The 24,793-nt window shown below is 61.4% G+C and carries 24 protein-coding genes and 3 tRNA genes; 9 read left to right on the top strand and 18 right to left on the bottom strand.

The window, feature by feature from the left end; genetic code table 11:
• Positions 1 to 608 precede the first annotated feature (608 nt).
• The 5 genes from atpC to atpH are packed head-to-tail and all read right to left on the bottom strand — an operon-like array spanning position 609 to position 5,541.
• Positions 609 to 1,025, bottom strand: coding sequence for an ATP synthase F1 subunit epsilon (atpC, locus tag HKD27_RS10520; RefSeq protein ID WP_194689364.1), 417 nt, complete (start codon positions 1,023 to 1,025; stop codon positions 609 to 611).
• A gap of 4 nt (positions 1,026 to 1,029) precedes the next feature.
• The gene (atpD, locus tag HKD27_RS10515; RefSeq protein ID WP_194689365.1) at positions 1,030 to 2,493 is read right to left on the bottom strand and encodes a F0F1 ATP synthase subunit beta; all 1,464 of its coding nucleotides are present in this window, start codon (positions 2,491 to 2,493) and stop codon (positions 1,030 to 1,032) included.
• A gap of 22 nt (positions 2,494 to 2,515) precedes the next feature.
• Positions 2,516 to 3,406 carry a F0F1 ATP synthase subunit gamma gene (locus HKD27_RS10510; protein ID WP_194689366.1) on the bottom strand — a complete coding sequence of 297 codons (891 nt, stop codon included), beginning with the start codon at positions 3,404 to 3,406 and terminating at the stop codon, positions 2,516 to 2,518.
• A gap of 9 nt (positions 3,407 to 3,415) precedes the next feature.
• Entirely contained in the window at positions 3,416 to 4,951 is a 1,536-nt protein-coding gene (atpA, locus tag HKD27_RS10505; protein WP_062496158.1) for a F0F1 ATP synthase subunit alpha, read from the bottom strand.
• A complete protein-coding gene (gene atpH / locus HKD27_RS10500) occupies positions 4,951 to 5,541 on the bottom strand; it encodes an ATP synthase F1 subunit delta (RefSeq protein ID WP_370544263.1) in 591 nt (196 codons plus the stop codon). Before atpH ends, atpA begins: the two co-directional genes overlap by 1 nt.
• A gap of 310 nt (positions 5,542 to 5,851) precedes the next feature.
• On the opposite strand from atpH, the gene HKD27_RS10495 reads away from it, so the two are divergent.
• Positions 5,852 to 6,415 carry a hypothetical protein gene (locus HKD27_RS10495; RefSeq protein ID WP_194689368.1) on the top strand — a complete coding sequence of 188 codons (564 nt, stop codon included), beginning with the start codon at positions 5,852 to 5,854 and terminating at the stop codon, positions 6,413 to 6,415.
• A 28-nt stretch (positions 6,416 to 6,443) separates the two neighbouring features.
• On the opposite strand, the gene HKD27_RS10490 is transcribed toward HKD27_RS10495, so the two are convergent.
• A tRNA-Gly gene (locus HKD27_RS10490) sits at positions 6,444 to 6,517 on the bottom strand.
• Positions 6,518 to 6,686: 169 nt separating this feature from the next.
• Here HKD27_RS10490 and HKD27_RS10485 point away from each other — a divergent pair.
• From HKD27_RS10485 to nusG, 3 genes are all read left to right on the top strand, one after another.
• Positions 6,687 to 6,763 (top strand) — tRNA-Trp (locus HKD27_RS10485).
• 62 nt (positions 6,764 to 6,825) lie between these two features.
• Entirely contained in the window at positions 6,826 to 7,080 is a 255-nt protein-coding gene (gene secE / locus HKD27_RS10480) for a preprotein translocase subunit SecE (RefSeq protein WP_024717048.1), read from the top strand.
• A gap of 9 nt (positions 7,081 to 7,089) precedes the next feature.
• Positions 7,090 to 7,620 (top strand): transcription termination/antitermination protein NusG, encoded by a 531-nt coding sequence (nusG, locus tag HKD27_RS10475; RefSeq protein ID WP_062496163.1) that lies wholly within the window; start codon positions 7,090 to 7,092, stop codon positions 7,618 to 7,620.
• A gap of 79 nt (positions 7,621 to 7,699) precedes the next feature.
• Here nusG and HKD27_RS10470 read toward each other — a convergent pair whose 3' ends face one another.
• The 5 genes from HKD27_RS10470 to HKD27_RS10450 form a co-directional block, all read right to left on the bottom strand.
• Positions 7,700 to 8,317 carry a membrane integrity-associated transporter subunit PqiC gene (locus HKD27_RS10470; protein WP_194689369.1) on the bottom strand — a complete coding sequence of 206 codons (618 nt, stop codon included), beginning with the start codon at positions 8,315 to 8,317 and terminating at the stop codon, positions 7,700 to 7,702.
• Positions 8,318 to 8,320: 3 nt separating this feature from the next.
• Complete coding sequence (locus HKD27_RS10465; RefSeq protein ID WP_062496168.1) at positions 8,321 to 10,003, bottom strand: intermembrane transport protein PqiB; 1,683 nt, start codon at positions 10,001 to 10,003, stop codon at positions 8,321 to 8,323.
• On the bottom strand, positions 10,000 to 11,484 hold the full coding sequence (locus HKD27_RS10460) for a paraquat-inducible protein A (RefSeq protein WP_194689370.1): 1,485 nt from the start codon (positions 11,482 to 11,484) through the stop codon (positions 10,000 to 10,002). The genes HKD27_RS10465 and HKD27_RS10460 overlap by 4 nt, the downstream gene beginning before the upstream one ends.
• A gap of 241 nt (positions 11,485 to 11,725) precedes the next feature.
• A tRNA-Thr gene (locus HKD27_RS10455) sits at positions 11,726 to 11,801 on the bottom strand.
• 79 nt (positions 11,802 to 11,880) lie between these two features.
• Complete coding sequence (locus tag HKD27_RS10450) at positions 11,881 to 12,807, bottom strand: glyoxylate/hydroxypyruvate reductase A (RefSeq protein WP_194689371.1); 927 nt, start codon at positions 12,805 to 12,807, stop codon at positions 11,881 to 11,883.
• Positions 12,808 to 12,963: 156 nt separating this feature from the next.
• On the opposite strand from HKD27_RS10450, the gene HKD27_RS10445 reads away from it, so the two are divergent.
• On the top strand, positions 12,964 to 13,152 hold the full coding sequence (locus tag HKD27_RS10445) for a hypothetical protein (RefSeq protein WP_062496175.1): 189 nt from the start codon (positions 12,964 to 12,966) through the stop codon (positions 13,150 to 13,152).
• Between the two features lie 21 nt (positions 13,153 to 13,173).
• Here HKD27_RS10445 and HKD27_RS10440 read toward each other — a convergent pair whose 3' ends face one another.
• Together HKD27_RS10440 and HKD27_RS10435 are read right to left on the bottom strand one after the other, a co-directional pair.
• The gene (locus HKD27_RS10440) at positions 13,174 to 14,406 is read right to left on the bottom strand and encodes an alanine--glyoxylate aminotransferase family protein (RefSeq protein ID WP_194689372.1); all 1,233 of its coding nucleotides are present in this window, start codon (positions 14,404 to 14,406) and stop codon (positions 13,174 to 13,176) included.
• Entirely contained in the window at positions 14,403 to 15,638 is a 1,236-nt protein-coding gene (locus HKD27_RS10435) for an allantoate amidohydrolase (RefSeq protein ID WP_194689373.1), read from the bottom strand. The genes HKD27_RS10440 and HKD27_RS10435 overlap by 4 nt, the downstream gene beginning before the upstream one ends.
• Positions 15,639 to 15,754: 116 nt before the next feature.
• Between HKD27_RS10435 and HKD27_RS10430 the strand changes: the two genes are divergently transcribed.
• Genes HKD27_RS10430 through HKD27_RS10420 form a run of 3 tightly spaced genes read left to right on the top strand, consistent with a single transcriptional unit; the run spans position 15,755 to position 19,486 of the window.
• A complete protein-coding gene (locus HKD27_RS10430; RefSeq protein ID WP_228120499.1) occupies positions 15,755 to 16,627 on the top strand; it encodes a LysR family transcriptional regulator in 873 nt (290 codons plus the stop codon).
• A 13-nt stretch (positions 16,628 to 16,640) separates the two neighbouring features.
• Complete coding sequence (locus HKD27_RS10425; RefSeq protein ID WP_194689374.1) at positions 16,641 to 18,233, top strand: gamma-glutamyltransferase family protein; 1,593 nt, start codon at positions 16,641 to 16,643, stop codon at positions 18,231 to 18,233.
• On the top strand, positions 18,227 to 19,486 hold the full coding sequence (locus tag HKD27_RS10420) for a cation:dicarboxylate symporter family transporter (RefSeq protein WP_194689375.1): 1,260 nt from the start codon (positions 18,227 to 18,229) through the stop codon (positions 19,484 to 19,486). The genes HKD27_RS10425 and HKD27_RS10420 overlap by 7 nt, the downstream gene beginning before the upstream one ends.
• On the opposite strand, the gene HKD27_RS10415 is transcribed toward HKD27_RS10420, so the two are convergent.
• The 3 genes from HKD27_RS10415 to HKD27_RS10405 all read right to left on the bottom strand — a co-directional run bounded on the left by HKD27_RS10415 (position 19,487) and on the right by HKD27_RS10405 (position 21,993).
• Positions 19,487 to 20,821 carry an AtzE family amidohydrolase gene (locus tag HKD27_RS10415; RefSeq protein WP_194689376.1) on the bottom strand — a complete coding sequence of 445 codons (1,335 nt, stop codon included), beginning with the start codon at positions 20,819 to 20,821 and terminating at the stop codon, positions 19,487 to 19,489. It lies immediately after the preceding gene.
• Complete coding sequence (locus HKD27_RS10410; protein ID WP_194689377.1) at positions 20,818 to 20,997, bottom strand: DUF4089 domain-containing protein; 180 nt, start codon at positions 20,995 to 20,997, stop codon at positions 20,818 to 20,820. The genes HKD27_RS10415 and HKD27_RS10410 overlap by 4 nt, the downstream gene beginning before the upstream one ends.
• Before the next feature lie 87 nt (positions 20,998 to 21,084).
• Positions 21,085 to 21,993 (bottom strand): GDP-mannose 4,6-dehydratase, encoded by a 909-nt coding sequence (locus HKD27_RS10405; RefSeq protein WP_194689492.1) that lies wholly within the window; start codon positions 21,991 to 21,993, stop codon positions 21,085 to 21,087.
• 311 nt (positions 21,994 to 22,304) lie between these two features.
• Between HKD27_RS10405 and flgH the strand changes: the two genes are divergently transcribed.
• Positions 22,305 to 23,051 carry a flagellar basal body L-ring protein FlgH gene (gene flgH, locus HKD27_RS10400; RefSeq protein ID WP_194689378.1) on the top strand — a complete coding sequence of 249 codons (747 nt, stop codon included), beginning with the start codon at positions 22,305 to 22,307 and terminating at the stop codon, positions 23,049 to 23,051.
• A gap of 54 nt (positions 23,052 to 23,105) precedes the next feature.
• On the opposite strand, the gene HKD27_RS10395 is transcribed toward flgH, so the two are convergent.
• The gene (locus HKD27_RS10395) at positions 23,106 to 24,347 is read right to left on the bottom strand and encodes a hypothetical protein (RefSeq protein WP_194689379.1); all 1,242 of its coding nucleotides are present in this window, start codon (positions 24,345 to 24,347) and stop codon (positions 23,106 to 23,108) included.
• Between the two features lie 3 nt (positions 24,348 to 24,350).
• Complete coding sequence (locus tag HKD27_RS10390; protein ID WP_011252842.1) at positions 24,351 to 24,785, bottom strand: biopolymer transporter ExbD; 435 nt, start codon at positions 24,783 to 24,785, stop codon at positions 24,351 to 24,353.
• Positions 24,786 to 24,793: the final 8 nt, after the last annotated feature.

The following is a 24,793-nucleotide window of genomic DNA, read 5'->3' as shown; positions in this document are numbered from 1 at the left end:
ACATATCCCTTCCAATTCCATATTCAATTTTCAAAGACCACCATCCCCGCCGCTCCAGAACCCCTCAGAAGTGGGCCCCGCCGCGTCGGTGAACGGGCTTATACGGGGACCAACACACACTGTCAAACAGAATCAGACTCACACTTGTCCACATTCCCAACCCCCTCATTTCCCACACAAAATCCACTTATCCCCATTACCCATTCCGATTTAGAAATAATAAAAAGACAAAAAAAGCGCCTTTTGGGCGCTTTTTTCTGTCTTTTTCTTTGAATTTCCCGGTTTGGCGTTCATTCATCATCTGTTGGGCAGCCAGAAGCCCGCGTTATGGCGCCTATCGCCTTACAGAGCGTTCTTGGGGAAGTCCTCCCCTGCTCCGGGATAGGTACTAGAGCGAAGCTATGAGGCTTCTGAGTATGAGGCAACAAGCGTCCTCACCTCACCAAAGCTCCTGGGCAGGCCCCGATAATACGCTTGATGGTGAGAGGCGACATCATTTCAGGCAACCACGCATGCCTGCGGATGAAGAGTTTTGGAAAAATGGCAAAGAAAAACCCGCTTCACCTTGCGATGAAGCGGGTTTTTCAAATTTGGTCTGAAAAATCGGATCAGGCCTGCCCGTGTTCCTGAACGGCTTCCAGCTCGGCGCGAACCGACTGCAGTTCGCGACTGATCTGGTCGTGCATGTCCACATCGTTCGGACCGATTTCGGCCCAACGGCTTTCCAGGTCACGCAGACGGCTCTTGGCCTCGTCCACGGACAGCTCACTCATGAGTTGCGCAGAATCGGCCAGAATGGTGCAGTGATCAGCGCCCATATCGGCAAAACCGCCCGTCACGAAGTAACGGTCTACGATCTTGTCACCCTGATAAAGGGCCACCACGCCACCCCGCAGCTGAAGCATCAGCGGTGCGCGGTCCGGCATGGCTGCAATATCGCCCTCCATGCCCGGGACCACGGCCATGTCGACTTCACGTTTGACAAGGCGCTTTTCCGGGCTGACGATCTCGATGCGAAGCGGCATCGGATCAGGCCTCCTGCTTCATCTTCTCGGCCTTCGCTATGGCCTCGTCGATGTCACCGACCATGTAGAAGGCGCCTTCCGGCAGGTGATCGTACTCGCCGGCCACGACAGCCTTGAAGGAACGGATCGTGTCTTCGAGCGAGACCAGCTTGCCGGGAGCACCCGTGAAGACTTCAGCCACATGGAACGGCTGGGAGAGGAAGCGCTGGATGCGACGGGCGCGGCCAACGATCTTCTTGTCGTCCTCGGACAGCTCGTCCATGCCGAGAATCGCGATGATGTCCTGCAGGCCCTTGTAGGTCTGGAGCGTCTGCTGAACCTGGCGTGCAACCTGATAGTGCTCTTCACCAACGATCTTCGGATCGAGCGAACGGGACGTGGAATCCAGCGGGTCAACAGCCGGATAGATGCCCATTTCAGCGATCGAACGGTTCAGAACCGTCGTGGCATCAAGATGCGCGAAGGTCGCGGCAGGTGCCGGATCGGTCAGATCGTCAGCCGGGACGTACACGGCCTGAACGGACGTGATGGACCCCTTCTTCGTGGAGGTAATACGCTCCTGCAGGGCACCCATCTCGGTGGCCAGCGTCGGCTGGTAACCCACTGCGGACGGGATACGACCCAGAAGTGCGGAGACTTCGGAACCGGCCTGCGTGAAGCGGAAGATGTTGTCCACGAAGAACAGGACGTCCTGACCTTCTTCGTCACGGAAGTATTCTGCAAGCGACAGACCCGTCAGAGCCACGCGCGAACGGGCTCCCGGCGGCTCGTTCATCTGACCGTAGACCAGCGCAACCTTGGAACCTTCGGTCGAGCCGTCTTCGGCGATCTTGATGACGCCTGCGTCCTGCATTTCGAAATACAGGTCGTTACCTTCACGCGTACGCTCACCGACACCTGCGAAAACGGACACACCACCGTGGGCCTTCGCAATGTTGTTGATGAGCTCCTGAATGATGACCGTCTTGCCGACGCCGGCGCCACCGAACAGACCGATCTTACCACCCTTGAGGTACGGGCAGAGAAGATCGACAACCTTGATGCCGGTCACGAGGATCTCGGACGCAGCAGCCTGCTCTTCGAAAGACGGGGCCGGACGATGGATCGGGAAGCGCAGGTCGCTGTGGATCGGGCCACGCTCGTCGATGGGCTCGCCAACGACGTTCAGGATACGGCCGAGCGTGGCCGGGCCAACCGGCACCATGATCTGCTTGCCTGTGTCACGGACTTCAGTTCCGCGAACCAGACCGTCGGTCGTGTCCATGGCAATGCAGCGGACCTGACGCTCGCCGATTTCCTGGGCGACTTCCAGAACCAGCGTGTGATCGCCGTTCTGGACGTGCAGGGCGTTCAGGATGAAGGGAAGATCGCCTTCGAACTGCACGTCCACGACCGGTCCACGCACCTGGGTGACGCGGCCGACCACGTTGTTGGCAGCTCCGGCAGAAGGGGTAAGAGTTTCGGACATCGGATTCGTCTCCTGCGTGATCTCAAACGGCTTCTGCGCCGGAGATGATTTCGATCAGATCGTTGGTGATGTTGGCCTGACGCGTGCGGTTGTACTTCTGCGACAGACGGTCGATGGCCTTGCTCGCATTGCGGCTGGCATTGTCCATCGCGGTCATCCGCGCGCCCTGCTCCCCGGCAGCGCTTTCCAGCATGGCCGAGAAAATCTGGACCTGCAGGTTGCGCGGCAGAAGCTGCGTCAGGAGTGTTGCCTCATCGGGCTCGAATTCGTACTGCGCCGTGTCGGCATCCGGTGCGGCATTGTCGTTCTCGGGAACCGAAAGCGGAACCAGAGGCGCCTGAACCGGGATCTGCGTCATGGCGTTGAGGAAGCGGTTATAGACCAGCGTGCAGCGGTCGATTTCGCCCGCGTCCAGCATGGTGGCGATCCGGCTTCCAATATCGGCCGCCTTGTCGAAACCTACATCCTTGCCATCGCTCCCAGCCAGACGATCGGTGATCATCTCCGGATAGTGACGCACGAGGATGTCTGCTCCCTTGCGGCCAACCGGCAGGATGCGAACCGTCTTGCCTTCAGAGACAAGCGTATCGACCAGCTGACGGGCACTGCGGACGATATTGGCATTGAAGCCACCGGCAAGGCCACGGTCAGAGGTCAGCACCACCACGAGATGGGTCTGGTCCTTGCCCGTTCCCGCCAGAAGACGCGGCAGACTGGCTGCGTCCTCACCACGGGTCGCCGTCGCCAGCTCCGCCATCATGCGACGCATGGCGTCGGCATAGGGACGGGCCGCTTCGGCCTGCATCTGGGCGCGTCGCAGCTTGGAGGCTGCGACCATTTTCATCGCGTTCGTGATCTTGCGCGTCGATTTGACGCCCGTGATCCGTCCGCGCAGTTCCTTCAGCGAAGCCATGGGCTATCCTCAGGCCGAAAAGCGCTTGCCGAATGCTTCGAGCAGCTCCTTGAGCTTGCCTTCCGTCTCCGGCTTGATCTGGCGGTCATTGCGGATGGCCGTCAGGATATCAGAACCCGCACCGCGCAGTTCGGACAGAAGAGCGGCTTCGTAGGCCACAACCTTGTCCACGGCGATCGGATCCACGTAACCGCGCGTACCGGCGTACAGGACAACAACCTGCTCTTCGACGGGCAGCGGGGATGTCTCAGGCTGCTTCAGCAGCTCGACGAGACGGGCACCACGATCCAGCTGCTTGCGGGTTGCGGCATCCAGGTCGGAAGCGAACTGCGAGAACGCAGCCATTTCACGGTACTGGGCCAGCTCCAGCTTGATCTTGCCAGCAACCTGCTTCATCGCCTTGATCTGGGCTGCGGAACCCACGCGGGACACCGAGCCACCGACATTCACGGCCGGGCGGATACCCTTGTAGAACAGGTCCGTCTCAAGGAAGATCTGACCGTCGGTGATGGAGATCACGTTGGTCGGGATGTAAGCTGCCGTATCGCCAGCCTGCGTTTCGATGACCGGCAGGGCCGTCAGGGAGCCACCGCCATTGGCGTCGGACATCTTGGCCGCACGCTCCAGAAGACGGGAGTGCAGGTAGAACACATCACCCGGGAAGGCTTCACGTGCCGGCGGACGACGCAGCAGCAGCGACATCTGACGGTAGGCCACAGCCTGCTTGGACAGATCGTCGTAGCAGACGAGGGCGTGCATGCCGTTGTCGCGGAAATACTCACCCATGGCGCAGGCCGTGTACGGAGCAAGATACTGCATCGGAGCCGCATCGGACGCCGTGGCGGCGACAACGATGGAGTATTCCATGGCGCCATGCTCGGTCAGCGTGCGGACCAGGTTTGCAACCGTGGAGCGCTTCTGGCCGATGGCGACATAGATGCAGTACAGGGACTTCTTCGGGTCGCCTTCGGCATTGACCGGCTTCTGGGCGACGATGGTGTCGATCAGGATGGCGGTCTTGCCCGTCTGACGGTCACCGATTATCAACTCACGCTGGCCACGCCCAATGGGGACGAGAGCATCAATGGCCTTGATGCCCGTCTGCATCGGTTCGCTGACCGACTGGCGCGGCATAATGCCCGGAGCCTTCACTTCAGCGCGGCGATATTCGACGTCCGTCAGCGGGCCGCGACCGTCGATCGGGTTGCCCAGACCGTCAACCACGCGCCCCAGCAGGCCCTTGCCGACCGGAACTTCAACGACGGACTTCGTACGCAGGACGGTGTCGCCCTCGCGGATGCCGTCGCCGTCGCCGAACAGAACCACACCGACATTGTCGGCTTCGAGGTTCAGCGCCATACCCTTGAGGCCCGTGCCTTCGAACTCGACCATTTCACCGGCCATGACGTTCGTCAGGCCGTAGACGCGGGCGATGCCGTCGCCGATGGACAGGACCGTGCCCGTCTCGGAAACGGTCTCGACCTGGTCGAACGACGCGATCTGCTGCTTGAGGATGTCCGAAATCTCAGCGGGACGGATATCCATCACGCGGCTCCCTTCATGGCGTTCTGCAGGCGGGTCAGGCGCCCGGCGATCGAAGTATCAAACAGTGTGGAACCGATCCGTACGGTCATGCCGCCAAGCAGGGCGGCGTCCGTACGTTCGGTCATGGACACGCGGCTGTAGCCGGCTTCGGCCAGACGGGCCTGAAGCTGGATGCGCTGCGTATCGGTCAGAGGCTGTGCGGAGCGGACCTCGGCAACGACTTCACCACGAAGGGCGGAATCAAGCGCCAGGACACCGTCCAGAATGGATGCAAGATCAGGCAGGCGGCGATTATCGGCAATGACACCAACAAAACGGCGCAGGACGTCCCCGAAACCGAGCTTCGACATCAGGACGTTCGAAACCGTCCGGCCCTGACGGATGTCCATCCGGGCATCAGCCAGGAATTTCCGCAGATCGTCGCTTTCGGCAATGGCGGCACGCAGCGCCTTTACTTCACCCAGAACGTCGGAAAGATTTCCCTGCTCCGAAGCGAGGTCATAAAGCGCACGGGCATAGCGCTGGGCCAAGCCCCCTGTATGTCCAACCTGCGGCACCTGTGTCACCGTCACACGCGTGTTCCGTCTCACTAAATCCGCCGCAGAGTGCGGCCGGAACCGGCTTATCCGGCTCCTTGCATCAAAACTGTCCGGACCGGGCATACACGTTCCTGCGCAGGATTCGTCTGAAACCCGGTCCTCCACTTGGCGCCGCCTCTAGCACGCTGTCCTGTTCCTGCGCAACCGAGACGATACGCAAATCCCCCTTCATCCGCCCACCAGCCGGACGAAGGTTTGCGTTTTCCCCTGCTGGACTGGCATGACGGGGGTTCCACAGTGATTTTTCGGGGGTTCTTTACTTCCGTCCAACACACTCCCTCCCAACAGCCACGGAAACCCGATGACCATCCAGAAGCGCCTCTTTTTCCTGCTGGGCGCCCTGTCCGTCCCCGCCCTTCCTGTCCCGGCCCTGACCACGGCGGCCCGAGCGACCCCTGTCGAGGACAAACCGTCTTTCCCGACCATTTCCTACTGGGACAACTGGACCGATCCGCAGGGCGTCACGCATCTGACCAAGTGCAAGATGTCGACATTCCATGAGGATTCGAGCGCGCCGACCGAAGCCCCAGACGCAGACAAGGTCATGCTCAGCACGCCCCATGACGGACCTGCAACGGTGACGATACGGGTTCAGCCCCCGCACTGGAAAGGCGGGTGGAACGAGAGCCATCAGGTCCAGTGGATTGTGCCGCTGTCGGGAATCTATTTCGTCAAGGCGATGGACGGGACCAGCGTGGAACTGAATCCGGGTGACGTCCTGCTCAGTGAGGATGTGGCTCCGGTCGCTCACGGCACCGATCCGAAAGGCCATCAGTCAGGAAATGTCGGCGATGCCGCTGTCGCCCTGCAGATTCTCAAGTTCGGAGAAGCGACACCATCACATGTCCCCTGTCAGGGGCAGTAAGGCGACGATATCGATTTTGGAGGGAATCTGGAGCGGGCGAAGGGAATCGAACCCTCCTAAGAAGCTTGGAAGGCTACTGCATTACCACTATGCTACGCCCGCTCAGGTGGGAGTGTCCTTACTCCAACTCTTCCCGCGCCCGCAAGAGGGGAAAATCCAAAATGGAAATTCCACAACAAAGATGTTCAGGGCACTTGACTTTTACTCCTGAACATTCTCTTTTGCGGCCACTGTCGCTGGCATGACATCTCAAAATGTCCTGCCCGATGATAGGGGTGTAGCTCAATTGGCTAGAGCGCCGGTCTCCAAAACCGGAGGTTGAGAGTTCGAGACCCTCCGCCCCTGCCACTCCTTCTCGCCGGATGTCCTTCCCGACACCGGGAGCGGGATTTTCACTTGATTCGAGGACGATGGTGTCGGTCAGTACCCCGAAAGACGAGTCGCGGAAAACGGCGCCTCAAAAGAGCGGATCCGGCTTCAATCTGGTGGCCTACGTCCGTGACGTGCGCGCCGAAGCGAAGCGTGTCACGTGGCCGACCCGTCGCAACACCCTGATCACGTCAGGTGCCGTGCTCGTCATGGTTACCGTGACCTGCATCTTCTTCTTCATCGTGGACCAGGTGATCGGCCTCGGCGTCCGCGAACTTTTTGGCGTTGGAGGCTAGGTTCGCACCATGGCGAAGCGTTGGTACGTTGTGCATGTCTATTCCGGATTCGAGAAGAAGATCGCGAGTCACATCCAGGAACAGGCTGCACAGAAGGGCCTTTCCGACCATTTCGAACAGATTCTTGTTCCTTCCGAAGACATCACGGAAATGCGCCGCGGCCGTAAGGTCAATGCAGAGCGCAAGTTTTTCCCGGGCTATGTTCTCGTCAAGATGGAGCTGACGGACGAGGCCTGGCATCTCGTCAAGGATACGCCCAAGGTGACGGGCTTCCTCGGAACCCGCAACCGTCCGACCCCAATCACGGCCGCCGAAGCCGACCGGATCATGAAACAGGCTCAGGAAGGCGTTGAACGCCCCCGTTCCAGCCTGTCCTTCGAGATCGGCGAGCAGGTTCGCGTGGCCGATGGTCCGTTCACGTCCTTCACCGGCATGATCGAGGATGTCGACGACGAGCGTCAGCGCCTCAAGGTCAGCGTCTCCATCTTCGGCCGCTCCACGCCGGTCGATCTGGACTTCACACAGGTCGAGAAGCTCTAAGTCTTTTCAGGTTCTATTTTTTCCAACAAAAAAGGCTCCCTTTCGGGAGCCTTTTTTGTTGGTGCACCTGCTGATTTTCTCAGTCCTTCAGGGGCGGCGGCAGAACGCGCAATTTTGCGGCCGCCTGATCCGCGATGCTGGCAACACCCTGACTGAGCGCTGCTGTCAGCTTTGCCGTGCTGGACGCGACGGGCTCTGGCGACTGCCACACCACAGGCGTGGTCATCACGGGACCGATCATCTTTCCGGCCGGATGAACGGACAACATGCCCGTCACGAGTGCGTGTCCGGCCGAATCGGCTTCGAAATTACGGATGGTCAGTTCCACATAGGCCGCAGGCGTCGTCGTGACCGCATCATCCTGCGCGAAGACAGTCGTGCCCGGCAGGCGCTGCGCCAGATCGGTCATCAGCGTATGGCCCAGCATGTCTGGCAGCGCCTCGCTCCAGCTGCTGCCCGAAGCCAGCTTGGTCTGGTAATCCTCACTGGCCTTCACGATCGTGTCGCGATCAAGTCGCGCGCTCACAACAGGCGTCCGGACCTCGACCACGGCAGGACCTCCCGCCAGGGACACACCCGGCAGAGGGGCCAGCGTATAGAGCGTCGGATCGCTGCTGCAGGCCGAGAGGAGGCCCGTCAGCCCCAGAGCCCCCACCAGGGACAGGAAACGAAGGCGGGACGTCGAAGACTGTGTCATGGCTCAGTTCCTGCGGCCGGTGATGAGAGCGGAAGGATGGTGATCCAGATAATCCGTGAGGAACCGCAGGGAGCGGGACATCTGGGTCAGCTGGGTGATCATGTTCTGAAGGCTGCGGTGGAAATCCGTATCGCCGCCATAAGCCCCCAGAACCGACTGGGCGTTCGCCAGCGTGCCCTGCAGACCCTTCATCAGCGCCGGCAGGTTCTGGTTGGCGGTTTTCGTCAGCCTGCTCAGGTTCTGTAGCGAATCGCGCAGCGCCGCGAGGGACTGCGTGACTTCCGGGCTGTTCAGACGGCCATCCGCATGCGCCAGAAGATCGTTCACGTGACCACCGATTTCGGTCAGCGGCATTGCCGCGATCTTGTCGGTAATGGTGGAGACAGACTCCATGATGCCGTCCATTCCGCCAGCCTGGCTGGGGAGAACGGCAACGTCGCCTTCATAGGTCAGGGCCGTGACAGGGGCGTTCTTGACGAATTGCAGGGCGATCATGGATTCGCCGGTCAGGAAGCTGGCGCTCTGAACCGAGGCGCGCATTCCGTCAGCCACAAAGGCCTGGAGATACTTCTCGACGGGCGGCTCCTTGCTGTTCTCGATCCGGTCATCCCAGTTGGACAGCATACGCTCCGGCTCAAGCTCCATATCCACACGAACGCGGGGAAGCTTTGTGGGACCTTCGAGAAGGAGCCGGACATCGGTGACAGTGCCGATCTGCAGGCCGAACATGGTGACCTGACTGCCGTTCGTCAGGCCTTTGACGGAGGAGTTGATGTAGGTCACGACACGCAGGCGCTTGTGATAGCGCGCGTTATCGGCGTCAGCTTCACTGGCATAGAGCTTGAAGACGGAATTGGCCGGCGCATCGGGCAGATCGATGTTGCGACGACGCTCCGGCAGACCAAAGGCAATGCCGCCAGAGAACAGGGCCTGAAGCGATTTGAGCTGGACCTTCAGACCACCGGCACCGAGACCGACCTGAACGCCGGAGACGTTCCAGAAACGGCTGTCCGTGCGCAGATAGTGGTCATAGGGCTCCTTGACGAAAGCCTGGATGACGATGGGCCCCTTCCCGCCCGGCGGCATCGTGTAACCCAGCACCTCACCCACCTGAAGGTCGCGGAAAAAGACCGGCGATCCCGGACCGAGCGAGCCCAGCGACGGGGACACGAGCCAGAACGTCTCGCCTGGCTGGTCGGACCGCACGCCCGGCGGGGATTCGAGGCCCTTGAAGAATTTCTGGTAGTGGCCATCATCGCTTCCCGGATCCAGGGCGATATAGGCGCCGGAGAACAGTGTATCGAGGCCGGTGATGCTGGCGCCGTTGATCCGCGGACGCACGACCCAGAACCGGGTGTGGTCGGTCAGGATATGCGCGCTGTTGGCGTTCATCTGCACCGTGACGTCGACATGTTTCATGTCGTCACTCAGGGTGATGTCCTGAACCGTACCCAGCGTCACGGCCTTGTTCTTCACCTGCGTCTGGCCCGGAGTCAGGCCATCCGCCGTTTCAAACGTAATGGTGATGACGGGACCACGCGTGGCAAAATGCTCCCACGCCAGCCATCCGGCGATGAGGATGGCCACCACCGGAATCAGCAGAATGAGGGAGAAGCGGGTGCGGCGCACCGGGGCTTCCTTCGGCGAGACCGTTGGCTCCCCCCGGTTGTTTCGGGAATCGCTCACGCGCGTCCAGGCTCCATGTCAGTAGGGTCAGAAGAAGGCAGGTGCGGAACAGGATCGGACGGAGACGACGTCTCCAGCTCCCTGGTGTTCGCTGCGGGGCCTGCGACCGCGCCGTTGAGGCCGGCTGCATCCCACATGCCGCGGGGATCGAAAAGCTCTGCGGCGAAAATGGTCAGGATCACAACCAGTGCAAAGCAGACCATCCCCGGATCGGCCGTGACATTGGCCAGAAAGCCGAAATGCACGACAGCGACGAGGATGGAAATCATGAAGACGTCGATCATGGACCAGCGGCCGATGATGACGACGAGACGGTAGAGTTTCGCCAGATGCCTGAGCTGCCAGCGGCCTCCGAGGCGGGTGCTGATGATCATGATCGTCAGGGCGACGATCTTGAGGACGGGCACGGTAATACTGGCGAACAGCACCAGTAGGGAGAGCGGGATCATTCCCGCCTGCCACAACTCGATCACGCCACTGATGATGGTGCTGGGCGCACCGTGGCCGACCTTGGTGTAGGTCATGACCGGCAACAGGTTGGCCGGCAGATAGAACACGACGCCAGCCACGAGAAGACATGTAGCCGAGGCGAGGCTCTGTGGCTTGCGACGACGCAGAATCTGCCCGCAACGGGGACAGTCACCCATGTCCTGTTCCTGCGGCACGGTATGGTCGAAGGCCAGGACCAGATTGCAGGCGTGGCAGGACAGCATGTTCTCCACGGGGGGGATGACGCCATTGCGGGCGTCCAGATGAGCGACATCGAGCAGATGACCCTGATGGTCATCGAGCTGGGAACGGATATCGCGGCTGCGCCAGATCCGTTCGGCGTCGAAAGTCGAGTCCACGGCGGCCATGCTCAGCATCAGGCCACCCAACAGATAGACGCCAGGCTGAAGGATGACGAGAGCGAGGTCCACGAGCTTGGTGTAGGCCACTAGAACGCCGAGGACATACACCTCCACCATCGACCAGCCGCGCAGGCGGTCGTACCAGGTGAGGAGACGCGGGGTCCAGTCAGGCATCTGGGGACGGGAGGCGCCAAAAAGGATAGCCGCCATCAGACCAATGATGACGCCGGGCATAAGAATCGTCACCAGGGCGACGAGAACGCCGATCGCGCCATAGCCCTGATGGCCGAGTTCGATCGGGCCGCTCATCAGTGAGACCGTGTTTTCACGTCCGTAGACGTTCAGGGTCATGAGGGAACTGATGAGGAGCGTGACGTAGAGCGCGGCGGACGTAATACAGAAAGCGGCGGGGGCACCGATCAGGGATGTCCGGCGGCGGCGGGCAAGCTGGCAGCCGCAGCGAAGGCATTCGGCGAGATGACCGGGTTTCAGGCGCGGAACGTGCTGGAAGAGACCGCAGGTCGGGCATTCACGCAGACCTTCCACCGCGTGGATGGATGCGTGGGGCTCCTGACTGCGGGAAAAGCTGACGGCGTTGCGCCACAGTCGTTTATGAAAACGGTCAGACATCGGGCTCCTAACCTAACGCAGGGAGCCGTCTTTTGACAGTCCGCCCTCTTCGGGCAGCCCTCCGCATCGGGATATCGGGACTCATCGTAGTCCCATCTCAGGCGGATTGCCCAGAGGAAGCCGGTTTTATCGGCAATATTTTGAAAAATTGTGAAGATCCGGAAACCAGCGCATCAGATAATCCCTCTGCCTGCATGACAGGAGAAAGGTATCTCTGATCCGGATTTTCGGAAGACCTTGATGGTGCCGGTGAAGAGATTCGAACTCCCGACCCCATCATTACGAATGACGTGCTCTACCAGCTGAGCTACACCGGCGCACCCATCAAGGTGGGCGCGTTCTAACCGAGCCCTCGGGGCTTGGCAAGCCGGAAAATGCACAAACCGCGTCGGGGTCTCAATAGCCGCGTCCGGTATCGATGACGCCGGTCATAGGTTCGCCGGCTTCATAGCGGCGCAGATTGGCAAGAACGGCCTCGGCTGCGGTGTCCGACTGGGCAGCGCTGGCGATATGCGGGGTCAGGAAAATGCGCGGATGGTCCCAGAACGGATGTTCGGGTGGCAGCGGTTCGGGTGTGGCGACGTCAAGCACGGCCTGTGAGAGCTGGCCACTGTCGAGGGCGGGAATCAGATCGTCCTGCACCAGATGACCACCGCGGCCACAGTTGATGAGACAGGCGCCTTTGGGCAGCTTTTCAAACAGGCTGCGATTGAGGATGCCGCGCGTGGCGTCCGTCAGCGGGACGAGGCAGACGAGAATGTCGGTCTCCGCCAGAAAGGCATCCAGCTCCCCTGCCCCGGCAAAGGACTTTACACCCGGCACCTCGCGGCGACTTCGGCTCCAACCCCGGCATTCATAGCCGAAGGAGACGAGCTTCTCCAGAACCGGACTGCCAAGTTCTCCCATACCCATGAGGCCGATGCGATAGAGTTTCGCCGGACGGTTATGCGAGCCATCCCAGACATGTTCGCGCTGCTGGCGGGCATAGCGGAACATGTCGCGATGGAAAGAGAGCACGGCCCACAGGACATATTCGATCATGCCCTCCACCAGACTACTCTCCACCATGCGGATGATCTGCACGCCCGGTGGCACATTGGCGAGATTGAGCTGGTCGATCCCCGCGCCCAGCGAAAACAGGACTTCGAGATTGGGAAAAAGCGTGGCGAGATCGTCCGGTGTCTTCCAGGCCGCGAGATAACGGACATCCTCTTTCGGGCCGGTTTCGGGCCAGATATGGAACGGGATGTCGGGACGGGCCTTCGCGAACTTCTCGCTCCAGACCTTCGCGCGTTCGGGCGTATGATGGAAGACGATCGACATTCTGCGTGCTCTCCAGCCGGAAATATGTCCGGCGATGCTCGCGCCGTGCGGAGTTCGGATCAACCCTGCACACCTGTTTGTGTATGACAGGATGTCGGGAACGCAGACCGGGTTCAGGCGTAGAGGAGACTGGATCTCTTACAGGAGGGCAGGATCATGCCTCGTGGAGACAAGTCAGCCTATACGGACAAGCAGAAGCGTCAGGCGGAGCATATCGAGGAAAGCTACGAAAAGCGGGGCGTGTCCGAAAAGGAAGCCGAGCGCCGGGCCTGGGCCACCGTCAACAAGGAAGACGGTGGCGGGAAAAAGAGCGGATCGGGCCGGAAGAACCATCCGAAGAAATAGGGCTTCCGGCCTGAAGACCGATCAGGCAGCGTCCCAGGCAGCGCGGGCGGCATCTACGCCTGCGCCACGGTTCAGCTTCACGCCTTCGCTCGCCAGCACGGAATCGAGGGCGGCGAGCGTGAGCAGAACCTTGTCCTTGCGGGCGTTGATGCCCATTGCCCCGATACGCCAGATCTTGCCGGTCAGCGGACCGAAGGACGAGACGATCTCGATCCCGAAATCATCACGCATGAGCTGGCGGATGCGGGCATTGTCCACACCTTCCGGAACCCAGACGCCCGTGACATTGCTCATGCGCGTGGCATCGTCGCCGTAAACCTTCAGGCCCATGGCGCGCAGCCCGGTGACCATGGCACGCCCTGCCCGCACATGACGGGCAACACGCGCCTCCACGCCCTCTTCCACGACCAGACGTGCCGTTTCGCGAGCAGCGTAGAGCATGGACGTGGCTTCGGTATGATGGTTCATCCGCGCCGGAGACCAGTAATTCATCAGCATCGCCAGGTCGAAATAGTTCGACTGGATGACCGGACCATCGCCCTGGGCCTGACCCGTTGCGATTCCTGCTTCATCGTGACGGCGCTTGAGGATGGCAGCAACGGCGCGCTCGGACAGCGTGATCGGCGCGGAGCCCGGGGGGCCGTTCAGGCACTTCTGAAGACCAGCCGTGGCGACGTCGATGTTCCAGGCATCGGTCTCGAAGGTCATGCCGCCGAGCGTAGCCGTGGCGTCCACATAGAACAGTACATCATGTTTGCGGCAGATGCGGCCGATCTCTTCGAGCGGCTGGGCCGTCGTGGTGGAGGTATCACCATGGACGCAGGCGACCAGACCGGGCTTGTGCTCGATGATGGCAGCTTCGATGGCGGCCGGATCGACAACCTGTCCCCAGTCCACATCCACTGTACAAGGGACGCCGCCGCAGCGATGGACGATTTCCGTCAGCAGCAGACCGAAGCGGCCAAAGCGCGGAATGACGACCTTCATGCCCGGCGAGACCAACGACACCAGCGCAGCCTCAATGGCCGAACGGGCGGAGCCGTTCACCAGCAGCGTCCAGTGGTTCTTCGTGCGGAAAACCTCGCGGTACAGGGCCATGACCTCATCCATATAGGCGGTCATTTCCGGGTCCATCTGGCCGATCACGTCATAGGACATGGCGCGGAGAATACGCGGGTGGACGTTGGTCGGGCCGGCCCCCATCAGAAGGCGGGACGGCGGATCGAGCTGGGCGAAAGTTGCGGGATGGGTCATGACTGGAACTCCTTGACGAAGGCAAGCAGCGCGCGATGGGCGAGATCGACATCTCCCACGCGGACGGTTTCATCGGGATGATGGCTCAGGCCGCCGGGGCTGCGGATGAAGAGCATTCCCATCGGACACAGATCGACCATGGCCATGGCGTCGTGGCCGGCGCCACTTAGAAGGCGCTGGGCCGGACGACCGGTGACGCTCGTGACGGCCTGAGACAGACGCTCCACCAGTTCGGGAGCGCAGGCGGCAGCAGGCAAATGCTGGGGCCTGTCGAACGTGATCCCCAGACCGCGCCGGGCCGCAATGGCACGCAGATCCGTGCGGATGGCATCGGCCATGGCATCACGCGCCTCGTTGGTTTCGGCCCGCATGTCGAGCGAGAAGCGGACTTCACCGGGAATAACGTTTGACGTGTTTGGCGTAACGTCGATCTGACCAACCGTAGCGACCTGCGTGGCACCCCCTGAGGCACCATTGCGTTCGACCGCCAGGATCATTTCAGCCGCCGCCGCAAGAGCATCCTGACGCATGGTCATGGGTGTCGTGCCCGCATGGTCGGACTGGCCGGTGACGGTGACACGCTGGCGGGTCTGGGCGGCGATGGCCGTGACGACGCCGATCTCGCCATCCGCGCTCTCGATGGCGGGTCCCTGCTCGATATGGGGTTCAATATAGGCAACCAGTTCGTCGGGACGGCGGGCAGCGTCGGTCAGACGGGCGGGATCGAGGCCGTAGCGGATCATGGCATCGGCCATGGTTATCCCAGACGCATCGGTCATGTTTTCGGGAATGGACTCGATCAGCCCGGCCATGGCGCGGGAGCAGATCATGGGAGCCGCAAAACGCGAGCCTTCCTCGTCTCCGAAGCCCATGACCTCAATGGCAAATGGCAGGCGCGTTCCTTCTTCATTCAGGACAGAAACAAGCTCGATCCCCAGCATGACGCCCAGATTCCCGTCGAAGGCCCCCCCATTGCGGACGGTATCGAGATGGGAGCCGATCATCAGCGCCGGAGCCCCGGGTGTCAGGCCCTCATAACGTCCGATCAGGCTCCCGGCCGCGTCCAGACGGGTGGTCAGGCCGGCTTCTTCCATCCACTGCGCGACCTGTGTGAGGGTACGCTGATAGGCGGGGCCAAGCCAGAAACGGAACAGACTGCCCGGGATCTCGCTGAATGGAACATCCGCGAGAATACGGCACCGCTCGACGGCGCGGGCTCCGTGGGCTGTCATGGGGGCTCCTGTCCGGGATGAAGTGTCAAGGCGGGTGGAACTGTGCTCTCATAACGAAGTCAGATCAAGTTGACCTGCCAATAAATATGGTCCCACATATCGGGATGAAAGATCAGATGCATCTCGACCCGTTCCATCTGCAATCCTTTCTCGCGGTCGCGGAAACGCTGCATTTCACCTCCGCCGCGCAGAGCCAGGGAGTCAGTCAGTCCACGATCAGCCAGCATGTCAGCCGGCTGGAGGAACAGCTTGGCACGCGCCTTCTGGCCCGGAGCACCAAGAGCGTCCGGCTGACGGAAGATGGCACGGCGTTGATCGGTCTGGCACGGCAGCTTCTTCAGTGCGAGGACAGTATCCTGTCCCGTTTCCGGCAGGAGGCCCCACGCGGGACGATCCGGCTGGGTGTGACGGAAGACCTGCTTCTGACGCGCTTCCCCGAAATTCTGGGAACATTCCGCGCCTCGCATCCATCACTGCAGATCACAATGACGGTCGGTCTGTCAGCATATCTGGCCCGGCTTCTGGATCAGGGGGAGCTGGATGTCTGGTGCGGCATGCGGCGCACGACGGAGACACGTGGCCAGAAGCTGTGGACCGAGGACATGCGCTGGTACGCACCCACAGGGACGGAATTTCCGGCAGAGCAGTCCATTCCGCTCGTGACATTCCCCGATGGCAGCGTCACCCGGCGCCTGGCGATCGAGACGCTCAACAAGGCCGGACGCGCCTGGCATCTGGCCTTTACCAGCGGCAGTCTGGGCGCGCTTCTGGCGGCTGTGCGGGCCGGATATGGTGTGACGCCGCAGCCGGCTTTCCTGCGCAATGCGGAACATCTGCCCCATTGTGCGCCGGGACTGCTGCCGGAAATGCCGCAGGTGGAGTTCATCGCCTCAACCCGTCATCAGACCGCGCAGGGCCCGGAAGAGCTGCTCATCCGGACGCTGTGCGCCCATATTCCACGCCTGCAACCCGATCTTCTGCCCCTGTAAGGACCCTTCCGTCATGCTGACTCCCAATGCCTTAGGTGGAATGGTTACGTCTCCGCATCATCTCGCCAGTCAGGCGGGGCTGGATGTTCTGCGCGAGGGTGGAACGGCGATTGAGGCGGTCGTGGCTACGGCCTCCACGCTGGCTGTGGTTTATCCGCACATGACGGGGCTGGGCGGCGATGCGTTCTGGCTGATCTGCTACCCCGATGGACGGACCGTGGCCATTGACGCCTGCGGTGCACTGGCCATGGAAGCGGAACACGCGCTCTATGCCGAGGCCGGACACACCACCATTCCCTGGCGCGGCGGTCTGGCGGCCAACACGGTCGCCGGAACGGTCGCGGGCTGGGAGACGGCACTGGAACTGAGCAGCGAGATCCGTGATCCCCTGTCACTGGACCGACTGCTGCGCGATGCCATCCATTATGCCGAACATGGGCGTGTGGTCTCCGAAAGCGAGGGAGCACTTCTGGCGCAGAAACAGCCGGAGCTGATGTCGGACCCGACGCTGGCACGAATCTGCTTTCCCGACGGCAAGCCATGGACAGCAGGCAGTATCCGCAAATCGCCCGAACTGGCCCAAACGCTGAGAATGCTGAACCGGGACGGGTTGCGCAGTTTCTATAACGGGCCGCTGGCCCGCAGTCTGGCCGCCGATCTTGCAGCGGCAGGCAGCCCGGTCCGGTCTCTGGATCTTCTGGCGCATCGAGCAGAGGTCAAGGAACCGCTGCATGTGCAGACCAGCGACGGCTTCCTTTATAATACTGCCCCGCCCACACAGGGCGTGGCCTCGCTTCTGATCCTGGCCCTGTCGGATCATCTGAGCCGTGCGGACGGGCCGGAGAGCTTTGCGCATGTGCATGGTCTGGTCGAAGCGACCAAGCAGGCGTTTCTCTATCGCAACCGCCATACGGATGGCAGCGAACACTCCGAGGCACTGGCCCGGGAGCTGCTGGCCGATCCGGCACGGCTGGAAGCGATGGCCTCCCGCATTTCCATGACCCACGCCATGCCCTGGACGGAGAAAACGCAATGGGGCGACACGACTTGGATGGGTGCGATCGACCGCAATGGCGTCGCGGTCAGCATGATCCAGAGCCTCTATTTCGAGTTCGGCTCCGGCGTAATGCTGCCGCAGAGCGGACTGTTCTGGCAAAACCGCGGATCATCCTTCCGGCTGGCCCATTCCGGCTGGAACATCCTGCGCCCCGGAGCCAAACCGTTTCATACGCTCAACCCCGCTGCGACCCGGCTGCGGGACGGGCGCACAATGGTCTATGGCACCATGGGCGGCGAAGGGCAGCCCCAGACACAGGCCGCAATCTTCAGCCGTCACGTCCGTTATGGCGTGCCGCTTCAGGAAGCGCTCTGCCGTCCGCGCTGGCTGCTCGGGCGCACCTGGGGAGACGAGAGCCTGTCGCTCAAGGTGGAACCGGGATTCAGTCCGAATGTCATGTCGCAGCTTGAGGCGGCCGGGCATACGGTCGAAGCGCTTCCCGAACAGTCCATCATCATGGGCCACGCCGGCGCGCTGATCCGCCATGAAAACGGACGGCTTGAGGGTGCCACCGATCCCCGCAGTGACGGGGCCGTTGCCGCGTGGTGAGAGCTCTGGCCGGAAACCTGTTCGCGCAGGTTGTACTGGCGACGGTGCTCGGGCTTGGGGCCGGACTGTTCTTCCCGGCCCTCGCGGATGATGTGGGATGCATGACGGCGCTGTTCATGCGCCTCATCATCATGGCGGTCGGGCCGCTGCTGTTCTGTATCGTAACACTCGGGATCCTCGGGGCCGGATCACTGAAAACGGTCGGGCGACTGGGGGGACAGGCCCTGCTCTATTTCGAGATCATGACGACGCTTGCACTTGGCGTAGCGGTTCTGGTGGCGATGGGACTTGGGATCGGTCGAGGCGTCGGGTTCGTGCCAACGGCCGAGGATGCGCGGATGATCGCGTCCTATGGCGACCATGCACAGAACCTGCGGGCCGGAGGCATCAGCGGATTTCTGCTCTCGCTCGTGCCGCGCACCCCTGCGGAAGCTTTCGCACAGGGGAACGTCCTCCAGATTCTGGTCTTCGCGATTTTTGCCGGGTGCTGCCTGAGCGGCATGGGGGAGCGCGGCGCGCCTCTGGTCCGGCTGATCGAAAGCGTCTCCGAACTGTTTTCGCGCATGATGGGCGTCATCATCCGCGTGGCCCCTCTGGGTGTGTTCGGCGCGATGGTGACGACAACGGCGCGCTACGGGCTGGAGACGATCGGGCATCTGGCCGGGTTCACAGCGCTGTATTTCCTGCTGGTAGGTCTCTTTATCATTGGTGCGCTGGGCGGGGGCCTGCGGCTTGCAGGTGTCAGTCCACTGCGGTTTGCGCGTTATTTTCGCGAAGAACTGCTGATCGTCGCCACGACCACGGCATCGGACGCAGTTCTGCCCAGCCTGATGACCAAACTCGAAAAACTCGGGGTGGAACGTCAGGTCGTGGGGATCGTGGTGCCGGCCGGGTATTCGCTCAATCTGGACGCACTGTCGATCTATCTGGGGATGGCAGTCATCTTTCTGGCCAACGCCACCGGAACGCATCTGACAATCTGGCAGATCGCAACCCTGCTGGTGACGGCGCTGGTCACGTCCAAGGGAGCGCACGGGATTCCGGGTTTTGCGATCGTCATTCTGGCGGCAACGCTGGCAAGCGTGCCGTCCATCCCGCCCGCAAGTCTGGTGATGCTTCTGGCCGTGGACTGGTTTGCGGGGATCGCGCGGGCCGTGGGCAATTTCGCGGGAAACTGCGTTGCCCCGGTTCTGATCGCCGCATGGGAGAAGCGCCTCGACCATGCAAAGATGGCCGAGGCACTGGGACGTTAATCAGATCAGACGGGCTTCCGCCAGTCCGTCCGTTTCCAGCTTTTCCGCCAGGGCAAAGAGCTGATCCTCACGGCCCGGACGCGCAATCAACTGCGCGCCGAGCGGCAGCCCCGGAACCTTCATCGGCACCGTCAGAACCGGGAAGCCCGCCAGCGTCAGGGGCTGCGTGTAAAGCCCCAGATTGGCGCGGGCCGAGACCATCTTGCCGCCGATTTCGATTTCCGGCTGATCGAAACGCGGAGCCTCGCCGACAAGAGCCGGAGCGAGCAGGATGTCCGTCTTCGCAAAAGCCTCGTGCATCCGATCCCGGAACCAGTGCCGCAAGCGATGGGCCTGAAAGATCAGCGTGGACGGCAGAAGAGCACCGGCCAGAAGCCGATCCCGGACAGCAGGATCATAATCCGCAGCCTGGGTACGCAGGCGTTTGAGATGCTGCCCTGCCCCTTCGGAGGCGCTGATGACAAACGCCGCAGCCCGCGCACGCGCCACTTCCGGGAGTTCGGCAACATCCGTGGCTCCCAGTGCCATGGAGAGCGTATCGATCGCGGTCTGCATCGGCGCAGACATGTTCTCGCCGAACCATCCACCCAGACGGGCAATGCGCAGCCTGCCCACATCCACATCCGCCAGCGATCTGACGCAAAGAGCTTCAAAACAGGCTTTCAGTCCGCCCGCACTGTCGGCGAACGGGCCGACCGTATCGAGGCTCGGAACGAACGGGGAGCTGCCTTCGACCGACAACCGCCCCTGCGTCGCCCGCAACCCCCAGATCCCACAGAGTGAGGCCGGAACACGAATGGAGCCGTTCGTGTCGGACCCGAGACCGATAGAGAACATCCGCGCCGCCACACCCGCCGCTGAACCGCCCGACGAACCACCGGCCAGACGCTCAGGCGCATGCGGATTGCGGGTGTTGCCATAATGGGCGTTGATCGTGGCGAACCCGTAGGCAAACTCGTCCATGTTCGTCAGGGCGACGGGAATGGCACCCGCCGCGATCATGTGAGCAACCAGTGTCGCATCCTGCATGGCGGGCGGGTCATTGGCGAGAACCTTTGACCCGGCCGTCGTGATTTCCCCCCGGACATCAAACAGGTCCTTGATGCCAAAAGGCACCCCGGCAAGCGGCCCCGGATCCTGACCTTGCAGCACCAGCCGGTCCACGCGCTCGGCAGCTTCCAGCGCACGATGCATCAGCAGGCGCGTGACACAGTTATAGTCTTTGTCCCGTGCCTCGATATCGGCCAGGGTCTTTACGGTCAGGTCGCGGGCGGAAATCTCGCCTTTGCGTACACTGGCCGCAAGCGCGAGGGTACGCTGCTGAAGGCCGCTCATGGTTCATACCGGAAGGCAGGTTCGAGGCGATCTGGCAGTTCCAGCCCTTCGATCAGCGCGCCGTAGCTGCGCAAAAGCTCAAGGTTACTCCGCACGCCGACGTGAAATTCGGCAGGAATGGTCAGGCCATTTGCACGGGCGAGCACCGTAATTTCGGTATCATGGGGGTCTGTCACTATACGCACTCCGGTTGCCGGTTCTGCGGAAAGAATGACAACGCGCTCAGGCGCTGTCCAGCATCTGCCGATCTCGAGAGCAGGGCCTTATGGCCTGATCCGGTAACGCCAGTCATTGAGAACCGTGACCAGCGTCTCATGCCAGGGAATACGCGGCGCCCAGCCCAGTGCCTGACGGGCAGCGGCGGGATTGCCCTGCATGGACGACAGGCCGGACGGACAGGGGATCGTGGCATCGACCTCAAGGGATGCGGAAATCCCGGCGACTTCCAGCAGATCACGCGCCATGGACCGCACGCTCCGGGTCACGCCGGAACAGATGTTCAGAGCCGTTCCGTTCGGCAGAGGCTGGGGAAGAGCGAGCGCATCGATATAGGCGTCACAGGCATCGCGAACGTCGGTTATGTCAAAACCGGCATCCGGATGACCGACGGTAATGGCCGGGGCCTGCTGTCCTGCCTCGATCCGGGCGACCTGTGCCGCGAGAAACGGCAGAATGGCTTCTTCATCCTGTGCAGTCCCAGCCTGGGTGAAGGAACGCAGACGCAGGCCATGCAGCCCTTCCTGGCTCAGATTGCCGATCGCCAGATCCGCCGCGGCCTTGCTGGACGCATAAGCATTAACCGGCGCGATGACGGCGGACTCGTCGAGCGGCTGCCCCGAGGAAAAGCTGGCGCCGTAAATCTCGGCGGTCGAGACAAACACAAAACTGGCCTGGGGAGCGTGGGTCTCGAAGGTTTCGGCCAGGATGAGCGTTCCATCGAGATTGACAGTCCAAGCCTCAGCATTTTCCGCTTTCGCACGGGCAACCGAAGACACGGCGGCCAGATGGAGACAGGCGTCGGGCTTTTCGTCTTTCACAAACCGCTCGACGGCGGCGCGGTCCCGGATGTCCATCGGATCTTCGAGCAGGACATGACCGGGAATGCGATCTTTCAGACGCGCCTTGAGGTGCTGCCCGACGAATCCCTGCCCGCCGGTCAGCAGAATCCGCAGTCCCATTTCAGGACCGGAATGCGGAAGAGCTGTCCGCAGGGAAAGAAGCTGAAACAATCGGCATGGGGCATTCTCCAGACAGGATGGGCCCGGGCCATTAGGAATGTCGGCCCACGCCCTGCTGTTTTCGGCCACATCCCCCGACAGGGCAAGGGCCAAGCGGGAGCCATCACGCGCAAACAGTCTTTCCGCCTAGATGCAGGCGAAGACCGAGTCTTTTCAATGCGCTGGAATGACGGCGTCTTAACAGGTTTTTTACCGTTGTCGTGTTTGCTTGGGATCATACGGAACTGACGGATCTCAACTTTCCCATGCGGCACGCTTTTCGACATTCTGTTCGCACTCTGGGGCTGCTCGGGCTTTTGCCGGTCCTGTCAGCCTGTAATTCCCTCGCGCAGATGTCGGAGATCGGGCGGCCTCCCCGCATGACATCCATTACCGATCCCACGCTGGCCAATTCCTACCGGCCCGTCACCATGCCGATGCCGCCGCTTCAGGCGCCCCCCGACGAGGCAGCGAGCCTCTGGCGCTCGGGCAGCAAGGCGTTCTTCAAGGATCAGCGGGCGTCGCAGGTTGGTGATCTGGTCACGATCATCGTGGATATCACCGACAACGCCGCCTTCAACAACGGAACAACTGCCGACCGCACCGCAGACGAGAAATTCGGCATTCCCAATCTGTTCGGGATCAAGGGCAAGATCATCAGCGCCATCACTGGAGCGGACAGTCTGAGCACTGCCAGCAGCAGCGATTCCGGCGCAACCGGCAAGATCACCCGCAATGAGACTGTGACCCTGCGTCTGGCAGGAACGATCACCCAGGTCCTGCCCAACGGCAATTTCGTCGTGATGGGAAAGCAGGAAGTCCGGGTGAACAGCGAGTTGCGAGAACTGGGAGTCAGCGGCATCGTCCGGCCACAGGATATCACTGCGGACAATACCGTAACGCATGACCGGATGGCGGAAGCACGGATTTCCTACGGCGGCCGCGGCACCCTCACGCAGCTTCAGACACCCCGCTATGGCCAGCAGGTTATGGACTCAATCCTGCCGTTCTGAGCAAAAAAAAGCCGGGAAAACCCCGGCTTTTTTTGAATGTCTGAAACAGATGCCTTACTTCGCCGGACGCGACAGAAGAAGTGACCAGAGTTCGGCAACATCGCGAGCCGGCCCATTTCCGGAAACGGACGCAAACGTCTTGATGGCTTCAGCCTTCTGACCACCATCCATCTGTGCCATCCCGTATTCGACCTGCGCGAGATCCGGATAACGCGGGTTCTTGCCCAGACCCGTCTTCATCAGAGCCAGACCGGCATCGACCTGTCCGTTCAGCACCTGATTGTAACCAGCGGTCAGAGCCGGACCTGCGTTCGGAGCAGAAGCTGCCTGCGTGACGGCAGAGGCAAGCTGGCTCCGGTTCGTTGCAGCCTGCTGGGCCACAAAGGCATGGAACTTTGCATCTGCCGCTGCAGTCGGACCATTTCCGAGCGAATGATTGGCATAACCCTGGTTCAGCAGATTGAGTGCCAACTGCGGCAGCCCCATCTGCACGGCACGCTCAGCCATGTCCTGATAATCCGACGGATCCTTCAGCACACCAGTCGTCAGACGGAGACGCTCGACATAGAAGACGAGCGGGGGCGAAAGATTCGGGTTGGCCACCAGATCGTGGATCAGCATCGACCAGTAGTCAGGCTTGGAATAATACTTGGCCAGCAGGACATAGGCATGCGTCTTCGCATCCGCGTCCTTCAGGTTCGTATAGGCCGTCGCCAGCATCTGGAGCTGGTTCTCAGGCGGAATCTTTCCAGCCTTGATCGTCGCGTCCACCTGCTCCTGCGCAGCCTTAGCCGTGCCTTTCCAGTCCTGCTGCAGATAGTAGCACTGGATCAGCATCGTCTGCATGCGCGGGTCGGCGCCGTATTCCTTCAGATAACGCTCGGTAGCCGGAATCGCGCGTGCGTACTGCTTGGCGCTGTAGGCCATCGTAGCCTGCGCCATCAGCATCTGGCCCTTGGCTACCTTCGGCGTACGGGAACTGTTGATCAGGACATCATAGGCCTTGATGGCAGCGTCCGTATCGCCGGACTGCGCGGCGATGGCCGCACGCATCTGGGCCGTGGTGTAGGCTTCGTAATCAGTCTTGCCCTTGACCGCATCCGCGGCGTCGACGGCTTCCATTGCCTTGGCATAGTTCTTGGACGCCAGGGCGCTCTGGGCCTGCTGCAGATCCTTGCCGACGGCCTGGCCGAGGACATCGTCAGCATGCGCAGAGCCGGCAAGAGCGGCAATGCCGAAAACACCGGCCAGCAGGAGATTACGGGCGCTCAGACGGCGGTAAAGGGACAAAGACACGAATTACTGTCCTTCCATGAACTGATCCAGACCGACAATCCCCAGCTTGGTCATGCCGAGACGCTGTGCATCTGCCATAACATGGGCCACCGTCTTATAGTCGGCAAGACGATCGGGATGGATATGCATTTCAGGCTGGTCCGGCATTGCTGCGGCAGCTTCGAAATGGGCCTGAAGAGCGGCCTCGGACGTGATCGGCTCGTTATTCCAGGAAATGCTGTTGTCGTAGCCGATGCTTACGGTCACGAGCTTGGGTTGTTCGGTCGATGGTGGAGGATTGCCCTGGGGCAGATCGATCGCCACCGAGTGTGTCTGAAGCGGGATGGTGATGATCAGCATGATCAGCAGCACCAGCATCACGTCGATCAACGGCGTGGTGTTGATATCGACAATGCCTTCGTCTTCGTGCGTGCTGTCAGATCCGACGCTCATGCCCATGACGGCGG

Source organism: Gluconobacter sp. R75690, assembly GCF_015244525.1.
Taxonomy (GTDB): domain Bacteria; phylum Pseudomonadota; class Alphaproteobacteria; order Acetobacterales; family Acetobacteraceae; genus Gluconobacter; species Gluconobacter potus.
This window is presented reverse-complemented; position numbering and strand designations above follow the sequence as displayed.